Origin of the sequence: Salinivirga sp. (genome assembly GCF_035268865.1) — a bacterium.
GTDB lineage: Bacteria > Bacteroidota > Bacteroidia > Bacteroidales > Salinivirgaceae > Salinivirga.
Map to the genome: position 1 here is coordinate 13743 of NZ_DATFKB010000033.1, position 15502 is coordinate 29244.

The window sequence follows — 15502 nt, forward strand, 5'->3', positions numbered from 1 at the left end:
TTGATGTTTTTACTGGGTTTTCCAGCAGCTGTTTGGTATAACGGTTAAAACTATAAAAAAGTATAGAATAAGAACAACTAACAAAGTTATAATTAAACTTCCTCACTTAAGCGCCTGAAAATATGATATACTACAGGACAAGTAAAAGTGTTTTTAAGTGATACATTTATACGTTTCTGAAATCTGGGTTGATGCGTATGAGGATAATCGCGGCATGCTCGAGGTCGTTTTTCATAAACCATACAAAAGTTATCATCCATTAAAAACGGACAGGGCATAGACTTAAACACGTAATCACCATCTTCATCTGTGCGGAGGTAAGTCGAAATGAACTCACTATCTTTCATTTTCAGGTGTTTGGCCAGTCTTCTGATATCTGTATCGATAATGCGCGGCCCCAGAGACCTGCAACAATTGCCGCAATCCAAACAGTCAATATCCTCAAAAAGCTCCTCGTCCAATTGCTGGACGATGTCATCAAGATGCCGGTTTTTTTGTTTGCGCAATCGTTTTGCTGTCGCCTTATGTTCCTCATAATGACTTTGGGCCAGCATTTTTAAACGTTCGGGCTTTATCAGACTGCTCATTAAGGTTTAATTATATTCCAATTCTAAGCCATCCATTTCCTTTAATGCATAGTAGAGCAGGTTTATGGAATCTAAAACATCTTGTTTGTGCACACTCTCAATAACCTGGTGGATATGGCGTGTAGGAATACTAATTGCTCCGGCAATGGCGCCTCCCTTTACCATTCGCTGTAAATTGCCGGTATCGGTTCCTCCACCTGCCAACATCTCTGTCTGATAAGTGATATTATGTTTTTTGGCCGTGTTTTTCAGAAACTCAATCATTCTTAGATCAGATATGACCGAAGCATCCATAATTTTAATGGCTGTACCTTTCCCTAATGCAGAAACCTGTTCCTGTGGCTGTGAGCCCGGGGTATCAAATGCAATAGTAGTATCCAAACCAATAGCTATATCGGGTTCAATAGCCTGGGCAGCCACCTGGGCACCACGTAAGCCAACCTCTTCCTGTACAGTAAAAACAGCATAGAGATCATACGCCGGAGTTTCAGATTTTAAAAGCTCAAGCACCTGCTCAAGTATATAAACCGAAACCCGGTTGTCAAGTGATTTGCCATTAAAACAATCGCCCATTTCAATTAATTCACGATCTCGCGTTATGGCATTGCCAGGTTCAACAATCTCTTTAACCTGCTCTGTATCCATCCCTGTATCGATAAAAAAATCAGATATTTCTACATTTTTTTTTCGCTCCTCAGGTTTCATAATATGCACGGGCTTACTGCCCATAACGCCTTTTATATCTTGTTTTCCATGCACTACCACACGTTGTGCAGTAAGGGTTTTGGGGTCGAAGCCTCCCACCGGATGGAAACGAATAAAACCATTATCGTCGATATGGCTCACCACAAATCCAATTTCATCCATATGAGCAGCAACAAGCACTTTTTTATCAGTTTTTCCTTTACGATAGACAACCAGGTTTCCCAGGCGGTCAACCCATAATTTGTCGGCATTTTGTGCTACTACATCTTTTACCAGATTTCTCACTTTATGCTCAAACCCCGATGCACCGGGTGTTTCACTAATTGCTTTTAAGCGTTCAAATTTATTTTCCTTTAGCATAGGTTTATATGATTTTTTCGCCATTTTTAAATTCACTGGCAGAAGATTTAATTATCATCCGCACGCCGTCAATTTGTTTTAGTTGGAATGGATCAAAAAATGACTCCACTCCTTCGGTCCGGATTAAAAATTTCACATCTGACCACTCCTCCAGCAAATGTAGTTGCTGCCCCCCCATGGGAACATCTTCAAACAGCTCTTTGTTTATGTTTTCTTGTGGTGGTGTAGCGTCAATTTTCTTACTATTCTCAATTAAATGTATAAACTGACCAGACTCCTCATCGGTCCAAACATATTTCTCAAAAGACACAAGTTGTTGTTCATATACTTTCTCAATTGGGTCAGGTGCACGATTTAAAATATCTTCATGACTCAATTGAACCCCGATAAGTTCAGCAATAATGTAGCACATCTTCCATGGTGGCAAGTCAGTTATGATACCATAGACATCGGGGAATTCTATATCTTCCTCCAAGTAAAAAACATTACCCATAGGAAATTATTTTTCGAGGTGTACCAGTGCTTCCCTGGCGGCATTTTGTTCCGCCTCCTTTTTAGATCGTCCCTTACCTATTCCAAGATCCTGTTCATCGAGTAAAACACGGGTTTCAAATTCCGGATTATGGGCATTTTCATTATTTACACAGGCGGTTTCAAAACGAACCGGATTTTTATGCTTTTGTGCCCATTCTATCAGGAGGCTTTTATAGTTTGTGTCGCGGCGTTTCATGTCATCCATATCTACAAGAGCCTCCAGAATACGGTTGATGATAAACTCACGGGTTTTTTTATATCCTTTATCGAGATAAACGGCACCAATAAATGCTTCAAAAAAATCGCCCAACACATGATTGGTTTGTTCTTTATCGAGTGAGCGGGTAAATAACAATTGATCCAGACCTGTACGCTCAGCGAGTTCGGTAAGAGTTTGTCCATTTACCAGCTTCGATCTGAATTTGGTTAAAAAACCTTCGTCTTTTTCAGGAAACCGGTTGTAAAGGTATTCTGCTACCACAGCTCCAAGAATGGCATCACCAAGAAATTCGAGTCGTTCATTATTAATGAGCTGCTTTTTGTAATAAAAAGAAGCTGACCTGTGAATACAGGCCAGCTTATAAAAAATTATCTTGCCCGGACGAAATCCGGTAACATTTTTAATAGATTTTTTGAACGATTTATCGTTATCAAAAGTAATTTGATGAGCAGTAAAATTAATTTTACTCCACACTACTCTGCTCTTTTAAATAAAATCGTAGCATTATGTCCACCAAATCCAAAGTTATTGGTCATGGCAATTTTGATTTCGCGTTTTCGTGCTTTATTAAACACAAAATCAAGCTTGTTGTCAATTTCTTCGTCTAACTCGTTCAAGTTAATTGTAGGTGGAATAATTTGCTTAGTTAAAGCATGGATTGTGGCCATACTTTCAAGAGCTCCTGCAGCTCCCAACAAATGCCCTGTCATAGATTTAGTAGAGTTAAGCGCTATTTTATAGGCATGCTCTCCAAATGCTTTAAGGACTGCTTTGGGTTCTGCGATATCACCCAAACCGGTTGATGTTCCATGCGTATTGATATGGTCAACATCTTCAGGTTTGATATTAGCATCATTCATGGCCATATGCATAACTTTTTTGGCACCTTCTCCTTCTGGTTCGGGGGCCGTCATGTGGTGAGCATCGGCATTAAGGCCTACACCAATAATCTCGGCATAGATTTTAGCACCCCTTTTCACGGCGTGATCATAATCTTCAAGAATCATTGCTGCACCACCTTCGGCCATAACAAAACCATCACGATCTTTGTCGAACGGTCTGGATGCGGTTTTAGGGTCATCATTACGTGTTGAGATGGCTTTCATCGAATTAAAACCACCCACACCTGCTTCATCAATTGCGGCTTCGGAACCACCTGCTACCATTACATCGGCAAATCCAAGTCGGATGTAATTTACTGCATCGATAATTGCATGCGTTGATGATGCACAAGCCGAAACAGTGGTAAAGTTTGGTCCGCGAAGACCATGCTTAATTGAAATGTGACCCGCTGCAATATTGGCAATCATTTTGGGAATGAAAAAAGGGCTGAACCTGGGTTGTCCATCGCCAGTGGCCCAGCTCCCAATTTCTTCTACAAAGGTTTGCAATCCACCAATACCAGCACCCCAAATTACTCCTGCCCGATCTCTGTCGGCTTCATTAAAAACTATGGCTGAATCCTTAATTGCTTCGTCAGCAGAAATCATCGCAAACTGAGAATAGAGGTCATGTTTACGTAATTCTTTTCTGTCGAAATAATTTTTAGGGTCATAGTTCTTAACTTCGCAGGCAAAATGGGTTTTAAAATTTGAAGCATCGAAACGAGTTATCGGAGCTGCTCCACTAACTCCATTCACCATGTTCTCCCAGGTCTCGGAAGTATTATTTCCGAGTGGGTTAATGGTTCCCATTCCGGTAACTACTACGCGTCTGATGTTCATTTTAGTTAATTTAGGGTAAGAATTAAGTCTTACTTGGTGTTGTCTTCGATGTATTTAATTGCGTCACCTACTGTTGCAATTTTTTCAGCTTGATCATCTGGAATAGCTAAATTGAATTCTTTTTCGAATTCCATGATCAATTCAACTGTGTCGAGTGAATCAGCTCCAAGGTCGTTTGTGAAACTTGCTTCAGCTGTTACTTCGCTCTCATCAACACCTAACTTGTCAACGATAATGCTATTTACACGAGATGCAATGTCTGACATAGCTTATAAAATTTAAGTTAATATTACCCTGCAAAGAAATGAAAATTGCTTTTAAATATAAAAATATTTAGCAAAAAAAAAGCGTTTTAGATGCCTACAAACTAGCTAAAGCGTTAAAATACAATGCTATTAAAGGTCGTTTTATATTAAATTATTTTTAATTCTTTAATCTTTTTTAGAAAAAAACCACTTTTGATTTGGAAAATGGATTTACTCGCCATATATTTGCAACCGCAAAACAATGCGGGGTAGAGCAGTTGGTAGCTCGTCGGGCTCATAACCCGGAGGTCGGAGGTTCGAGTCCTTCCCCCGCTACTAGAACAGAAGGCTGGAAAATATTCCGGCCTTTTTTTATGCGCAATGGCTATGTTTACTGTTTATGTCCTTTATGCACCCAAGTTTGATAAGATTTAATCGGATACTCTTCCGATTTTAAAACCAGAATCCTATTCCATAATAAAAAAGCAAAAAAGGGTTGGACTATTAGATACAGACCATGGGTGGTGGCTCATACTGAAGAATTCAGCAGCAAAAAGCAGGCAATAAAAAGAGAAAAACAACTTAAATCTGCTCAAGGCAGAAGATATATATGGAATGAACTAATTCCTAAAATATTGTAGCGAGCCGGGCTCATATCCGCCGATTGGCGGACGGAGGTTCGAGTTCCGCCAAAAGGGGCGGACAGGCCCTTCCCCCGCTACTAGAACAGAAGGCTGGAAAATATTCCGGCCTTTTTTTATGCGCAATGGCTATGTTTACTGTTTATGTCCTTTATGCACCCAAGTTTGATAAGATTTATATCGGATACTCTTCTGATCTCCAAACTAGATTCAATTATCATAATGAACTTGCTAAAAAAGGACGGGTGGTTAGGTTTCGGCCTTAGGTGGTTAAACTCCTTTCATTTTATATATTGTGGGCTCACGGCAAATTAGCAAGGATTAAAAATGTCTCGCAACCAAAAACCTCAAAAATCGAACAATCTAATAATCAATCTGTTAGATTGTTAGAATTCAAAAAAGAGAGAGACATTATGTACAGATTAGTTGGAATTTTAATAGCAGCAATTTTTTTGATTTCAGGATGTAATGACGACGATAGTAACGACGCTCAAAAGGCAACACTTTCTGTTCGTTTAACAGATGCGCCTGCAAATTATGAAGAGGTACTGATTGATGTTGAAGAAGTGAAGGTTCATGTTGGTGATGATACGGCCAATGATGAAAATTGGGTTTCAATGGAAAACGTATATAGCGGAACATACAACCTGCTAGACTTCACTAATGGTTTAGATACGCTGATAGCAGAAGATCAGTTGCCTGCAGGTACCATATCACAAATGCGTTTAGTGCTCGGTGATGGAAACCAGGTCAAAACTAATGGTACATACCATGACCTTACTATACCTTCGGGTCAGGAGTCCGGATTAAAATTTAATATTCATGCAGAATTAATTGAAGGTGTAACTTATAAATTGTGGATTGATTTTGACGCCGGACGTTCTGTCGTTGAAACAGGTAGCGGAGAGTTCCTACTCAAGCCAGTAATCAGAACTTATAATGAAGCTACCAGTGGTGCCATAGAAGGAGTTGTAATGCCAGCAGTAGCAAATTCTTATATTATGGCGATAACCACAGACGAAATTGACACGCTTGGCACATATGCAGATACAACAACAGGATACTTCATGTTTCAGGGAGTTGATGAAGGCACATATAACCTGGAATTGAAACCAAATGATGAATATTTGGACACCACATTAAACGATGTAAATGTAATGACAGGCCAGGTTACATACCTGGATACCATAAACCTGGAAAGAATTCAATAAATGTAGGTCCAAGTTCCAATAAATATATTTTAGGTGCAAGAGACTTCTTTTCGATACCGTAAAAGAAGTCTTTTTTTCATTCAAGCCAAAAACAACACACAAGCCCTTGATTCATCCTTTAGTTACAACAATCTTATGAGTATAGTTGGATTAAACAATAAATTGTTGTTATATTTGAGTGAATCGTGAAAATATGAGAATAATTCCCCGTAAATATTTCTATAACCCCCTTTTAATTGCAGCTGCGGCAATAATTATTTTCACTCCAGTATATTTTTTAACGGTTAAAAAATTCAATCTTGAACTTGTAAAAGCACAATCAACCAATAAAAAGATATATTATTTTGATATTGATTCAGATGGTGTCTCTGAAAAGATAGAATATTACGGCTATGTACTTTCGGATGAGTTTAAGCGGGCTACCGTTATTTTAAAATCGCAAAACAACAGTATCCAGGGAATTTGGAACCACAACGGACGGTTTCTGTTATATTCAGAACCAATTATAACTGACTATAATAATGATAGCCTAAAAGAGATCTTTACTTTTCACAGGCGAAAAGATTCCATTTTCTTAAATGGTATCAACCCATTAAAGAAAGACCGATTTTTTATACAGGACCGGTTCCTTGATAAAAGTCGTTTTGTAAACGGGACAGTAGATTTAAAGATATATGGAGTTGGAAGTAAAGACATAAACGGAGATAATTACAAAGAAATAATATTTAGCATCAATGCGGGTTTTTCCCTTCAACCCAGAAATCTTTACATATACGATATCAAAAACGATTCGCTACGCAAAAGTCCGGAGAGTTACAGCCATTTAACGGGTAATCATGCAATAAATATTGATATCAATAATGACGGGTTTGAGGAATATATATTACAAACACATGCCAGTTCAAATCTAACAGATCACGATGTAGCCTATCCTGACAACAGCAGCTACCTGATGGTACTTGATGATAGCTTAGATCTGCTTTTTGAACCATATGTGTTTCATTCGCCTTTATCCATTTTATACTCATATCCGATACTTATAAAAGATAGTATTCATTTCTTGAGCTATTTCCGTAGCAGTCAAAATCGTAGTAATGACAGTCTTTTTATTTTTAATGCCAAAGGAGAAAAAATTACCGGCAGAAGTTTAGAAGAAAAAGGAGCTTTAGTGAAATTTCCCACCTGCTTTACAGGACAAAGCAGGCACCCCGTCTTAAAAAAAACCAGCATATTACTCGATAATGGGCAACTGTTAACATTCGATAACAATCTTAAAATTACTGAAAGGCGAAATATACTTTACGATCCTGTAAATGTGATTTCTCCCATAAAGATTTCTATCAATAATAAACCCGGATACGGCATAGTGTCAGAAAATAAGGTCTCAATTACAGATGAAAAATTCAACCTACTTGGGCAAGTAGCTTTAGATAACACCAAAGGGCTGAAAAAAATTTTCTTAATGCAACGGGGAAAAACAAAAAGGCCACAATATTTCATTCAGGGTTCAGAGAAACAATACATCATAGATCTCTTTATTAACCCCTGGTATAAAAACTGGTGGTTAGTGCTATTACTTGCCTGGGTTACATTATCGTTTACAGTATATCTTATTAAAACGATCAACACCTTAATAAGAGAGTATAACATGTCAAAATTATTAACTGAGCGCGAGAACCATAAAACCCAGCTTGCAAGGGAATTACATGATGAACTTGGAAGCAGAATTACGGGATTGCGGCTTAAAATTGCCAGTTTACAACAAGATAAGTATCAAAACGACCTTGATGAGCTATCTGTGGACCTGCAAAAAACTCATGAAGAAGTTAGAAGCATCATATATAATCTTGCGCCGCCACATATCACACAAAACAACTTTTCAAACCTGATAAAACAACTAGCAGGTAATTACAAAACACTGAACTCATTTCAAATTACAGTTGAGTTTTTGCCAGATACAAACATATTTGACAACATTGATGACTTTAAACAAAAAGAACTTTACAGAGTAGTTCAGGAAGCTCTTAATAATGCAGCAAAACATTCAGGAGCAACGGAAATAATTGTGCAATTCATTAAAAGAGGTAGTGTTCTTGAACTTTTTATTGATGATAATGGTGTTGGGTTCGAAACAGAAAAGTCTCTTAATCGTATGAAAGGACAGGGCATTAAAAGTATGGAAACCCGCATAAAAATGCTCAAGGGACATTTTTATATTTACTCAGCTGAAAGGAAGGGCACAAGTATTGCTATACAGATTCCATTAAAAACACAGAAAAATGGCAGAAAAAAGCTTCTCAATTTTGTTAGTCGACGACCATGATATTATTACAGAGGGTATAAAATCTCAGATCAAAAATTTTTATGAGCATGCGAAAGTTTTTTCTGCCAACAATGAAACAGAAAGCCTCAAACTTCTGAAAAATGAAAAAATTGACATTGCCATAATAGATCTTTCTATTGACAACTTTCTGAGTGCACTTAAATTTCCACAACAAATTCTTGCAGATTTCCCAGCAATAAAAATCATTGTATTCAGTATGCATACTGATCATTCAATTATAAAGACACTTGCGGAGCAAGGCATATCGGGGTATGTTACTAAAACAGCCCCGGCGAATGAAATTATAAAAGCCCTTAAAAGTGTGCTTAATGGTGAAAAATACTTTTGTGCAGAAGCCCAAAAAGCAATTTTTACTGAGTTAAATTCTGATGAACCAAATTTGGTTTTTACCCACCGCGAAAAACAGGTGATTAAAATGATTGCACAGGGGAAAACAACAGCCGAAATGGCAAGAATTTTAAAAATTACCGTGAACACTGTAGAGTCGCACCGGAAAAACATTTACCATAAAACAGGCACCAGTAACATGGCCCAGTTGGTTAGAATTGCGCTTACTCATGGCATTGTGGAAATTTAATTACCCACCTGGACCCGGTCTATCAGCTAACCGTTGGTATTTGCAGAAGGACTGGCATTAATAAGTTTCTTAGTATACTCAGATGATGCATGCTCAAATATTTGATTAGCACTACCTGCTTCTTCAATTATGCCATCTTTCATTACAATAATCCGGTCAGACATATAATGAACAACCTCCAGGTCATGGGATATAAAAATATAACTCAACCCGAATTTCAGTTTCAGTGCATTTAATAAGTTTAAAATTTTAGCCTGTACCGAAACATCCAGGGCAGCCACAGCCTCATCAAGAATGAGTACGTCAGGGCCCGGTGCCAGGGCTTTGGCGATTGCGACACGCTGGCGCTGCCCGCCAGATAATTCGTGTGGATATCTTGATGCAAAACTTTCGGGAAGATCTACTTGCTGGAGTAGCTCATTAACCAATTTTAATCTTGAACTCCTGCCATTGCCTCTCCCATGAATTAACAAAATTTCTTTGAGCATAGCCCCTGTTTTCATTACCGGATTGAGACTGGAATAGGGATCCTGAAACACAAATTGCACTTTTTGTCGGAAATTCAGTGCTTTTTTTCTAGTGGTGAAATCAATAGATTCTCCCTCCAGAAAAAACTGCCCTGAATATGGGATCAATTGTAAAAGTGCTTTACTTAAAGAAGTTTTACCACAACCCGATTCACCCACTACACCAAGAGTTTCACCCTGCCTTAAATTAAAAGACACATCTGAAACTGCGCGGAAAGTGGGTTGATGTTTCTGTTCGTAAAGTACATCTATATTTTTTGCATCAACTAAGCTTTGCTCCTTCACAACTGGCCATTGCCGTTTTTCAAGCTTTGCTCCAGTTTCTGTACCAATATTTTCTATTATTGGCAATAAAAAATCCCTGTGCTCATAGGTGGGCCTGCAAGCCATTAATCCTTGAGTGTAGCTATGCTTCGGCGATGATGAAATGTTTTTATAATTGCCTTGCTCTACAATTTCACCTTCTTTCATAACCATTACGTAATCGGCAAAGTTGTTGAGTAGCGCCAAATCATGTGTAATGAACAAAACGGTAAGGTTAAATTCGGCCTGTAACTTTTTTAATAGCTCAATTATTTCATGTTGCACAGTTACATCAAGTGCTGTTGTGGCCTCATCGGCAATTAGCAGCGCCGGATTATTTATCAATGCCATTGCAATCATAACCCTTTGGCGCTGCCCCCCGGATAACTGAAACGGATAAGCATCAAAGATCCTTTTCGGATTGGGTAATAAAACCCTATGAAACATATCGATTACCCTGGTTTTTGCCTCTTTGTGATTTGCGCTATTATGCAAAACAAAAGCTTCCATTACCTGTCGCCCAACTTTCTGAGAAGGATTCAAACTCGACATAGGGTCCTGGAAAATCATTCCGGCAATATTGCCTCTAAAATCTTTAAGTTCTTTTCCTGATAGCGTATTAATATCCTGGGTCAAATCCTGCGTTTGATTGAAAGTAATCTTGCCACCTACATTCAGTGATTTTGGCAAAAGTTGCATTAATGACAAAGCAGTTAAAGACTTACCACTGCCCGACTCACCAACCAACCCGGTAACAGAGCCGGGCTTTAATTCAAAACCAATGCTCTTTACCAGTTGCTTGCCAGTAGATACAACAGAAATGCTTAATTCATCAACTTTCACCATACTTATTGCGTTAAATGTGTAGTTGGAATTACACCAAAAAGTAATTTTTTTGCAATGTAAAATTAATAATCTTTTAAAAGCAAGGTTTTGAAGCGTGAAAAAATAACACAAGCTGAAGCTTTAATAGAGGAACTAAAAAAATTGCTACTCCAAATCACATGGGGTGATAAGCGATATGCATACAATAGCCAAAAGCTTGTGCTGCCCTGGCTGCATGAAGATTACCAGTACAGCATAAAAAAGCTCAACCTTTCCAGAGATAAAGAAGATTATTATCTGGAAAAAATTGAGCGTATTATAGGTGAATATGCCGAGTTCTATTAAACCCGTTAAATCTTACGTATTCTTTTCATGATCATTTCCACACTATCTTCGATACCGTGCTTTGAAGTATCAATTTCTATCTCCGGATTTTCAGGTGCTTCGTAAGGGTCATCGATACCTGTAAATTGGGTAATTTCACCTTTTCTGGCTTTCTTATATAAACCTTTAACGTCTCTTTCTTCGCAAACTTCCAGCGGAGTGCTCACATAAACCTCAACAAAATTTTGACACTGACTGCGTACAAAATCTCTGGATTCACGATATGGAGAAATAAATGATGCAATTACAGTAACTCCGTTTTCCTCTAATTTGGAGGCGAGAAACCCCACACGTCTGACGTGCCGGTTACGCTCTTCCTTACTAAATCCGGTTTTTGGAAAAATATTGCGAATAATATCGCCATCGAGCTGCTCAACTTTGAAATTCTGCGATTTCATCTTTTTGTATAATGCTTCGGCCAGGGTCGATTTTCCACTACCCGATAAACCAGTAAACCAAATTACCTTGGGTGTATACTCTTTACGTCCATAGTTTAATTTGTTCCAAATCCGCTCATGGGCGTAGAAAAACATTAATTTGAGTGTAGCCTCAAAAGCACCCACATATGCGGCAAAATCCCACCGCCTGGTAAAAATATATACAAGAGCTGCTGTGGTAAACGTTGCAACTATTCGCCATGAAAGGGCTTTCACTACTGAACGGGTTCTCGATTCTCGTATCATTTTATTTCTTTTTTCAATCCGACAAAACTAATAAATAAATAGGCAACTTGGAAACAGCCCCTTAAAAAGTTTATGAAATCACCAATACGTTATATTAAAAACAGAATTTGGACAATATTACGATTCAAAAACATTTCAAAAAAAAATTGCGGCACAAATTGTGTGCAATCAAGTTTAATAATTCTATTTAAATATACTCAATGAAACGATTTGTTACTTTAATAGTGCTGTTGGCAACTTTTCAATTGGCTTTCGCACAAACCAACAGCAGTTTAGCTTATGGCACAGACACTACGCTTGAATTCACAACCTGGAACATAGAACATTTCCCTAAAAATGGTGAAACTACAATTAGCTACACAGCCCAGGTTATAGAAATGATGGACCTTGATATGCTAGCACTACAAGAAATTGAAGATGAGGGTGCATTCAATGATCTTTTAAATGAATTACCCGGTTATGAAGGTTTCTGGACAGGATACTATTACTCCGGCATGGCATATCTTTATAAACCAGATATTATTACTGTTGAAAACACCTACAAAATACTCACATCATACGACCGTGAATTACCCAGAGCCCCTTTTGTTGCAGAAATAACAGTTGGTAGCGAGCAATTCATTATAATGAACAATCATTACAAATGTTGTGGTGATGGGTACCTCGATCAAAGTGACTCCTGGGACGAGGAGACGCGAAGGTATGGTGCTTCTGTGCTTATTAAAAACTATATCGATAATAATTTTGCCAACGATCAGGTAATTTTTTTAGGCGATTTAAACGATGAGCTCACAGATAACACATCCAATAACGTATTTCAACCCTTTATTGATGCAAGTGCAGCGTATATGTTTGCTGATATGTCGATTACGGAATTACCATCCAGCGATTGGTCCTATCCAACCTGGCCTTCGCATCTTGACCACATTATGGTTACAAATGAAATATTTGAAGATTTCGTTAATGGAACACCAGATATTGCATGCCTGAAACCCGATGATGAAATTGCCGGAGGATGGTCAGTTTATGAAGACAATATCTCCGATCACAGACCGGTTGCTTTACGTATCAGGATGCCACAAAACGTAACCTCAATTAGTAATAACGGTACAAGTAATAAATTGAATATTTACCCCAACCCTGCAAACAAAGTACTTAACATAAGCATTGCAAATAATCAAACAGGCCAAATCTTGTTATTTAACTCAATTGGGAAATTACAAACAACAATACAGGTTAATGCGCATTCTAACAATTACAGAATTGAAACAGAAAAATTCACACCGGGCTTGTATTTCATAAAATGGCAAAATGCAAAGGGGCTTACCATAACTCAAAAAGTAATTATAAAGCACTAAGCATATTTTATCAGGTAATAAAAACCGGGATTGAAAAAAGTCCTGGTTTTATATTATCAAAAACTCCATTGTAAGCGTCAGGCATAGACAATTCAGGAATTGCTTCAATCGCAAAACCTTGATTATAATTTACCTTGATAAAAAAAAGCCGGCTCCCGCCGGCTCATATATTGTTTTGTTATATGCTGTTTATTCGGGGAAGTAACCTTTCATAATGCCTCGTTTCGAATTTTTAATAAACATTATTACTTCATCTCTTTCTTTACTGGCTGGCATTTCTGCTTCTACAAATTTAACAGCCTCCGTATTATTCATGCCCTTGAGAAAGATAATGCGATATATATCCTGGATTTCCTGAATTTTCTCATTTGAAAATTTTCTGCGTCGCAAGCCAATAGAGTTAACACCTGCATAAGATATTGGGTGTCGGGCTGCTTTAACAAATGGTGGAACATCCTTACCGATTAACGATCCACCTGAAACCATTACATGTGACCCGATATGACAAAACTGGTGCACGGCACTCATTCCTCCAATAATGGCAAAGTCATCAATTTCCACTTCGCCTGCTAATTGGGTAGAATTCGCTATTATAATGTTGTTGCCAAGAATACAATCATGCGCAATATGCATATAGGCCATCAAAAGGTTATTGTTACCCATGACTGTTTTTCCTTTTGCGCTTGTTCCTCTGTTTATCGTAACACACTCCCTGATTGTATTATTATCGCCTATTTCAACTGTTGTTTTTTCGCCCTGAAATTTTAGGTCCTGGGGTATGGCGCTGATTACTGCTCCGGGAAAAATCTGATTATTCTTTCCAATTCGGGCGCCATTCATAATGGTTACATTGGGACCAATCCATGTGCCATCTCCTATTTCAACATCTGCTTCAATTGTTGTAAAGGGAGAAATAATTACATCTTTACCTATTTTTGCTTCAGGATGTATATTTGCCAGGTTTGTACTCATGTATATAAAGGTTATTTGTTTTTCACTTTACTTATTTGTGCCATCAGCTCTGCTTCCATTACCATAGTATCACCAACCCATGCTTTTCCTTTCATATGTGCCAGGCCTCGACGTATTGGTGTAACAAGATCAAGCTCAAAAACAATTGTATCGCCTGGCACAACCATTTTTTTAAATTTCACCCCGTCAATTTTAAGGAAATAAGTTAAATAGTTTTCCGGATCTTCGACGGTATTCAATACAAGTATCCCTCCTACCTGGGCCATAGCTTCAATTTGCAGCACTCCGGGCATTACTGGTGATCCCGGAAAATGTCCAATAAAAAATGGTTCATTCATTGTGACATTTTTGACGCCTTTTACACGTTCCTGGTCAAGATGGATGATTTTATCCACCAGCAAAAACGGGGGGCGGTGCGGTAATGTCTCCTGAATTCGGACCACATCGTAAACAGGTGCTTTTGTGGGATCGTACTCTGGAGCATTTGATTTTTTGCGGTTCTTTTTGATATTCTGACGAATCTTTTTAGCTACTTCTGTATTAGCGAAATGTCCGGGGCGCCTTGCCACAACTTTTCCTTTAATTGGTTTCCCTATGAGCATAAAATCACCGATAAGATCCAGCAACTTATGCCGGGCAGGTTCATTCGGATAATGCAACTCAAGATTATTCAGATATCCCTCTTTTACCTCAATGCTAGGCTTATTAAATAAGCCAGCCAAACGATCTACATCTTTCTGTGGCACTTCATGTTCAACCACAACAATGGCATTGTCGAGGCTTCCTCCACGAATCAGGTTATTTGTAAATAAAAATTCTAATTCATGCCAAAAAGCAAATGTTCGCGCTTTGGAAATATCTTCTACAAAATTATCAAGGTTGGGTAAGCTTGCATATTGATGACCAAGTACCTTAGAGTCGTAATCGATCATTACATCCACGCTAAAATGGTCATCAGGATAAATACTGATTTCTATTCCCTTTTCGGGTACAGAAAAATCAATTTTTTCCTTTATCTCGTAATATTGGCGATCCTCGTCAAGCTCCTTATTTCCAATCTCTTCAAACTTTTTAGCAAAAAATACAGAACTTCCATCCATTATGGGTATTTCATCTGCATTAATTTCAATTAAGGCGTTATCGATATGCAATCCGCGCAAGGCCGCCATAAGATGCTCGATTGTATGTATCGTAACATCATCCTTCCGTATGGTGGTCCCTCTTGAAGTATCAACTACATATTCTGCTAATGCAGGAATACGGTTTTCTTTATCTATATCTGTACGAGTAAAAACTATCCCA

17 protein-coding genes and 1 tRNA gene are annotated in these 15502 nt (G+C 38.2%); 8 read left to right on the forward strand and 10 right to left on the reverse strand.

What is annotated here, in order from left to right:
• Positions 1–92 precede the first annotated feature (92 nt).
• The 6 genes from VJ937_RS02270 to VJ937_RS02295 are packed head-to-tail and all read right to left on the reverse strand — an operon-like array spanning position 93 to position 4396.
• On the reverse strand, positions 93–587 hold the full coding sequence (locus VJ937_RS02270; protein ID WP_324065289.1) for a YkgJ family cysteine cluster protein: 495 nt from the start codon (positions 585–587) through the stop codon (positions 93–95).
• A gap of 6 nt (positions 588–593) precedes the next feature.
• Positions 594–1652, reverse strand: a complete 1059-nt coding sequence (locus VJ937_RS02275) for a M42 family metallopeptidase (RefSeq protein ID WP_324065290.1) — start codon at positions 1650–1652, stop codon at positions 594–596.
• 4 nt (positions 1653–1656) lie between these two features.
• Positions 1657–2145 carry an IPExxxVDY family protein gene (locus tag VJ937_RS02280; RefSeq protein ID WP_324065291.1) on the reverse strand — a complete coding sequence of 163 codons (489 nt, stop codon included), beginning with the start codon at positions 2143–2145 and terminating at the stop codon, positions 1657–1659.
• A gap of 6 nt (positions 2146–2151) precedes the next feature.
• Positions 2152–2880, reverse strand: coding sequence for a ribonuclease III (gene rnc / locus VJ937_RS02285; RefSeq protein WP_324065292.1), 729 nt, complete (start codon positions 2878–2880; stop codon positions 2152–2154).
• On the reverse strand, positions 2880–4130 hold the full coding sequence (gene fabF / locus VJ937_RS02290) for a beta-ketoacyl-ACP synthase II (RefSeq protein WP_324065293.1): 1251 nt from the start codon (positions 4128–4130) through the stop codon (positions 2880–2882). Before fabF ends, rnc begins: the two co-directional genes overlap by 1 nt.
• A 29-nt stretch (positions 4131–4159) precedes the next feature.
• On the reverse strand, positions 4160–4396 hold the full coding sequence (locus VJ937_RS02295) for an acyl carrier protein (RefSeq protein ID WP_057953439.1): 237 nt from the start codon (positions 4394–4396) through the stop codon (positions 4160–4162).
• A gap of 242 nt (positions 4397–4638) precedes the next feature.
• Here VJ937_RS02295 and VJ937_RS02300 point away from each other — a divergent pair.
• The 6 genes from VJ937_RS02300 (at position 4639) to VJ937_RS02315 (ending at position 9148) form a co-directional block, all read left to right on the forward strand.
• A tRNA-Met gene (locus VJ937_RS02300) sits at positions 4639–4711 on the forward strand.
• A gap of 98 nt (positions 4712–4809) precedes the next feature.
• Positions 4810–5016: a GIY-YIG nuclease family protein gene (locus VJ937_RS15680; RefSeq protein WP_414706387.1), complete on the forward strand. Its 207-nt coding sequence runs from the start codon at positions 4810–4812 to the stop codon at positions 5014–5016.
• A 131-nt stretch (positions 5017–5147) separates the two neighbouring features.
• Positions 5148–5282 carry a GIY-YIG nuclease family protein gene (locus tag VJ937_RS15685; protein ID WP_414706388.1) on the forward strand — a complete coding sequence of 45 codons (135 nt, stop codon included), beginning with the start codon at positions 5148–5150 and terminating at the stop codon, positions 5280–5282.
• Between the two features lie 147 nt (positions 5283–5429).
• Positions 5430–6227 carry a DUF4382 domain-containing protein gene (locus tag VJ937_RS02305; RefSeq protein WP_324065294.1) on the forward strand — a complete coding sequence of 266 codons (798 nt, stop codon included), beginning with the start codon at positions 5430–5432 and terminating at the stop codon, positions 6225–6227.
• Between the two features lie 193 nt (positions 6228–6420).
• Complete coding sequence (locus VJ937_RS02310; RefSeq protein WP_324065295.1) at positions 6421–8550, forward strand: sensor histidine kinase; 2130 nt, start codon at positions 6421–6423, stop codon at positions 8548–8550.
• Positions 8507–9148: a response regulator transcription factor gene (locus VJ937_RS02315; protein WP_324065296.1), complete on the forward strand. Its 642-nt coding sequence runs from the start codon at positions 8507–8509 to the stop codon at positions 9146–9148. Before VJ937_RS02310 ends, VJ937_RS02315 begins: the two co-directional genes overlap by 44 nt.
• 26 nt (positions 9149–9174) lie before the next feature.
• Here VJ937_RS02315 and VJ937_RS02320 read toward each other — a convergent pair whose 3' ends face one another.
• Positions 9175–10824 (reverse strand): ABC transporter ATP-binding protein, encoded by a 1650-nt coding sequence (locus VJ937_RS02320; protein WP_324065297.1) that lies wholly within the window; start codon positions 10822–10824, stop codon positions 9175–9177.
• Between the two features lie 87 nt (positions 10825–10911).
• Here VJ937_RS02320 and VJ937_RS02325 point away from each other — a divergent pair, with 87 nt between their 5' ends.
• Positions 10912–11148 (forward strand): hypothetical protein, encoded by a 237-nt coding sequence (locus VJ937_RS02325; protein WP_324065298.1) that lies wholly within the window; start codon positions 10912–10914, stop codon positions 11146–11148.
• A gap of 5 nt (positions 11149–11153) precedes the next feature.
• On the opposite strand, the gene cysC is transcribed toward VJ937_RS02325, so the two are convergent.
• The gene (cysC, locus tag VJ937_RS02330; RefSeq protein WP_324065299.1) at positions 11154–11870 is read right to left on the reverse strand and encodes an adenylyl-sulfate kinase; all 717 of its coding nucleotides are present in this window, start codon (positions 11868–11870) and stop codon (positions 11154–11156) included.
• A 200-nt stretch (positions 11871–12070) separates the two neighbouring features.
• Here cysC and VJ937_RS02335 point away from each other — a divergent pair, with 200 nt between their 5' ends.
• Positions 12071–13228, forward strand: a complete 1158-nt coding sequence (locus tag VJ937_RS02335) for an endonuclease/exonuclease/phosphatase family protein (RefSeq protein WP_324065300.1) — start codon at positions 12071–12073, stop codon at positions 13226–13228.
• A 189-nt stretch (positions 13229–13417) separates the two neighbouring features.
• Here VJ937_RS02335 and lpxA read toward each other — a convergent pair whose 3' ends face one another.
• Both lpxA and VJ937_RS02345 read right to left on the reverse strand, forming a co-directional pair.
• Positions 13418–14200, reverse strand: a complete 783-nt coding sequence (lpxA, locus tag VJ937_RS02340) for an acyl-ACP--UDP-N-acetylglucosamine O-acyltransferase (protein WP_324065301.1) — start codon at positions 14198–14200, stop codon at positions 13418–13420.
• A gap of 11 nt (positions 14201–14211) precedes the next feature.
• The coding region (locus tag VJ937_RS02345) for a bifunctional UDP-3-O-[3-hydroxymyristoyl] N-acetylglucosamine deacetylase/3-hydroxyacyl-ACP dehydratase (protein ID WP_324065302.1) at positions 14212–15502 on the reverse strand (1291 nt) is incomplete at its 5' end.

Bases quoted from the DNA above. Each gene is read 5' to 3' on its own strand.
- VJ937_RS02270 (WP_324065289.1), bottom strand. From the start codon at position 587: ATGAGCAGTCTGATAAAGCCCGAACGTTTAAAAATGCTGGCCCAAAGT.
- VJ937_RS02275 (WP_324065290.1), bottom strand. From the start codon at position 1,652: ATGCTAAAGGAAAATAAATTTGAACGCTTAAAAGCAATTAGTGAAACA.
- VJ937_RS02280 (WP_324065291.1), bottom strand. From the start codon at position 2,145: ATGGGTAATGTTTTTTACTTGGAGGAAGATATAGAATTCCCCGATGTC.
- fabF (WP_324065293.1), bottom strand. From the start codon at position 4,130: ATGAACATCAGACGCGTAGTAGTTACCGGAATGGGAACCATTAACCCA.
- VJ937_RS02295 (WP_057953439.1), bottom strand. From the start codon at position 4,396: ATGTCAGACATTGCATCTCGTGTAAATAGCATTATCGTTGACAAGTTA.
- VJ937_RS15685 (WP_414706388.1), top strand. From the start codon at position 5,148: ATGTTTACTGTTTATGTCCTTTATGCACCCAAGTTTGATAAGATTTAT.
- VJ937_RS02305 (WP_324065294.1), top strand. From the start codon at position 5,430: ATGTACAGATTAGTTGGAATTTTAATAGCAGCAATTTTTTTGATTTCA.
- VJ937_RS02310 (WP_324065295.1), top strand. From the start codon at position 6,421: ATGAGAATAATTCCCCGTAAATATTTCTATAACCCCCTTTTAATTGCA.
- VJ937_RS02315 (WP_324065296.1), top strand. From the start codon at position 8,507: ATGGCAGAAAAAAGCTTCTCAATTTTGTTAGTCGACGACCATGATATT.
- VJ937_RS02320 (WP_324065297.1), bottom strand. From the start codon at position 10,824: ATGGTGAAAGTTGATGAATTAAGCATTTCTGTTGTATCTACTGGCAAG.
- cysC (WP_324065299.1), bottom strand. From the start codon at position 11,870: ATGATACGAGAATCGAGAACCCGTTCAGTAGTGAAAGCCCTTTCATGG.
- VJ937_RS02335 (WP_324065300.1), top strand. From the start codon at position 12,071: ATGAAACGATTTGTTACTTTAATAGTGCTGTTGGCAACTTTTCAATTG.
- lpxA (WP_324065301.1), bottom strand. From the start codon at position 14,200: ATGAGTACAAACCTGGCAAATATACATCCTGAAGCAAAAATAGGTAAA.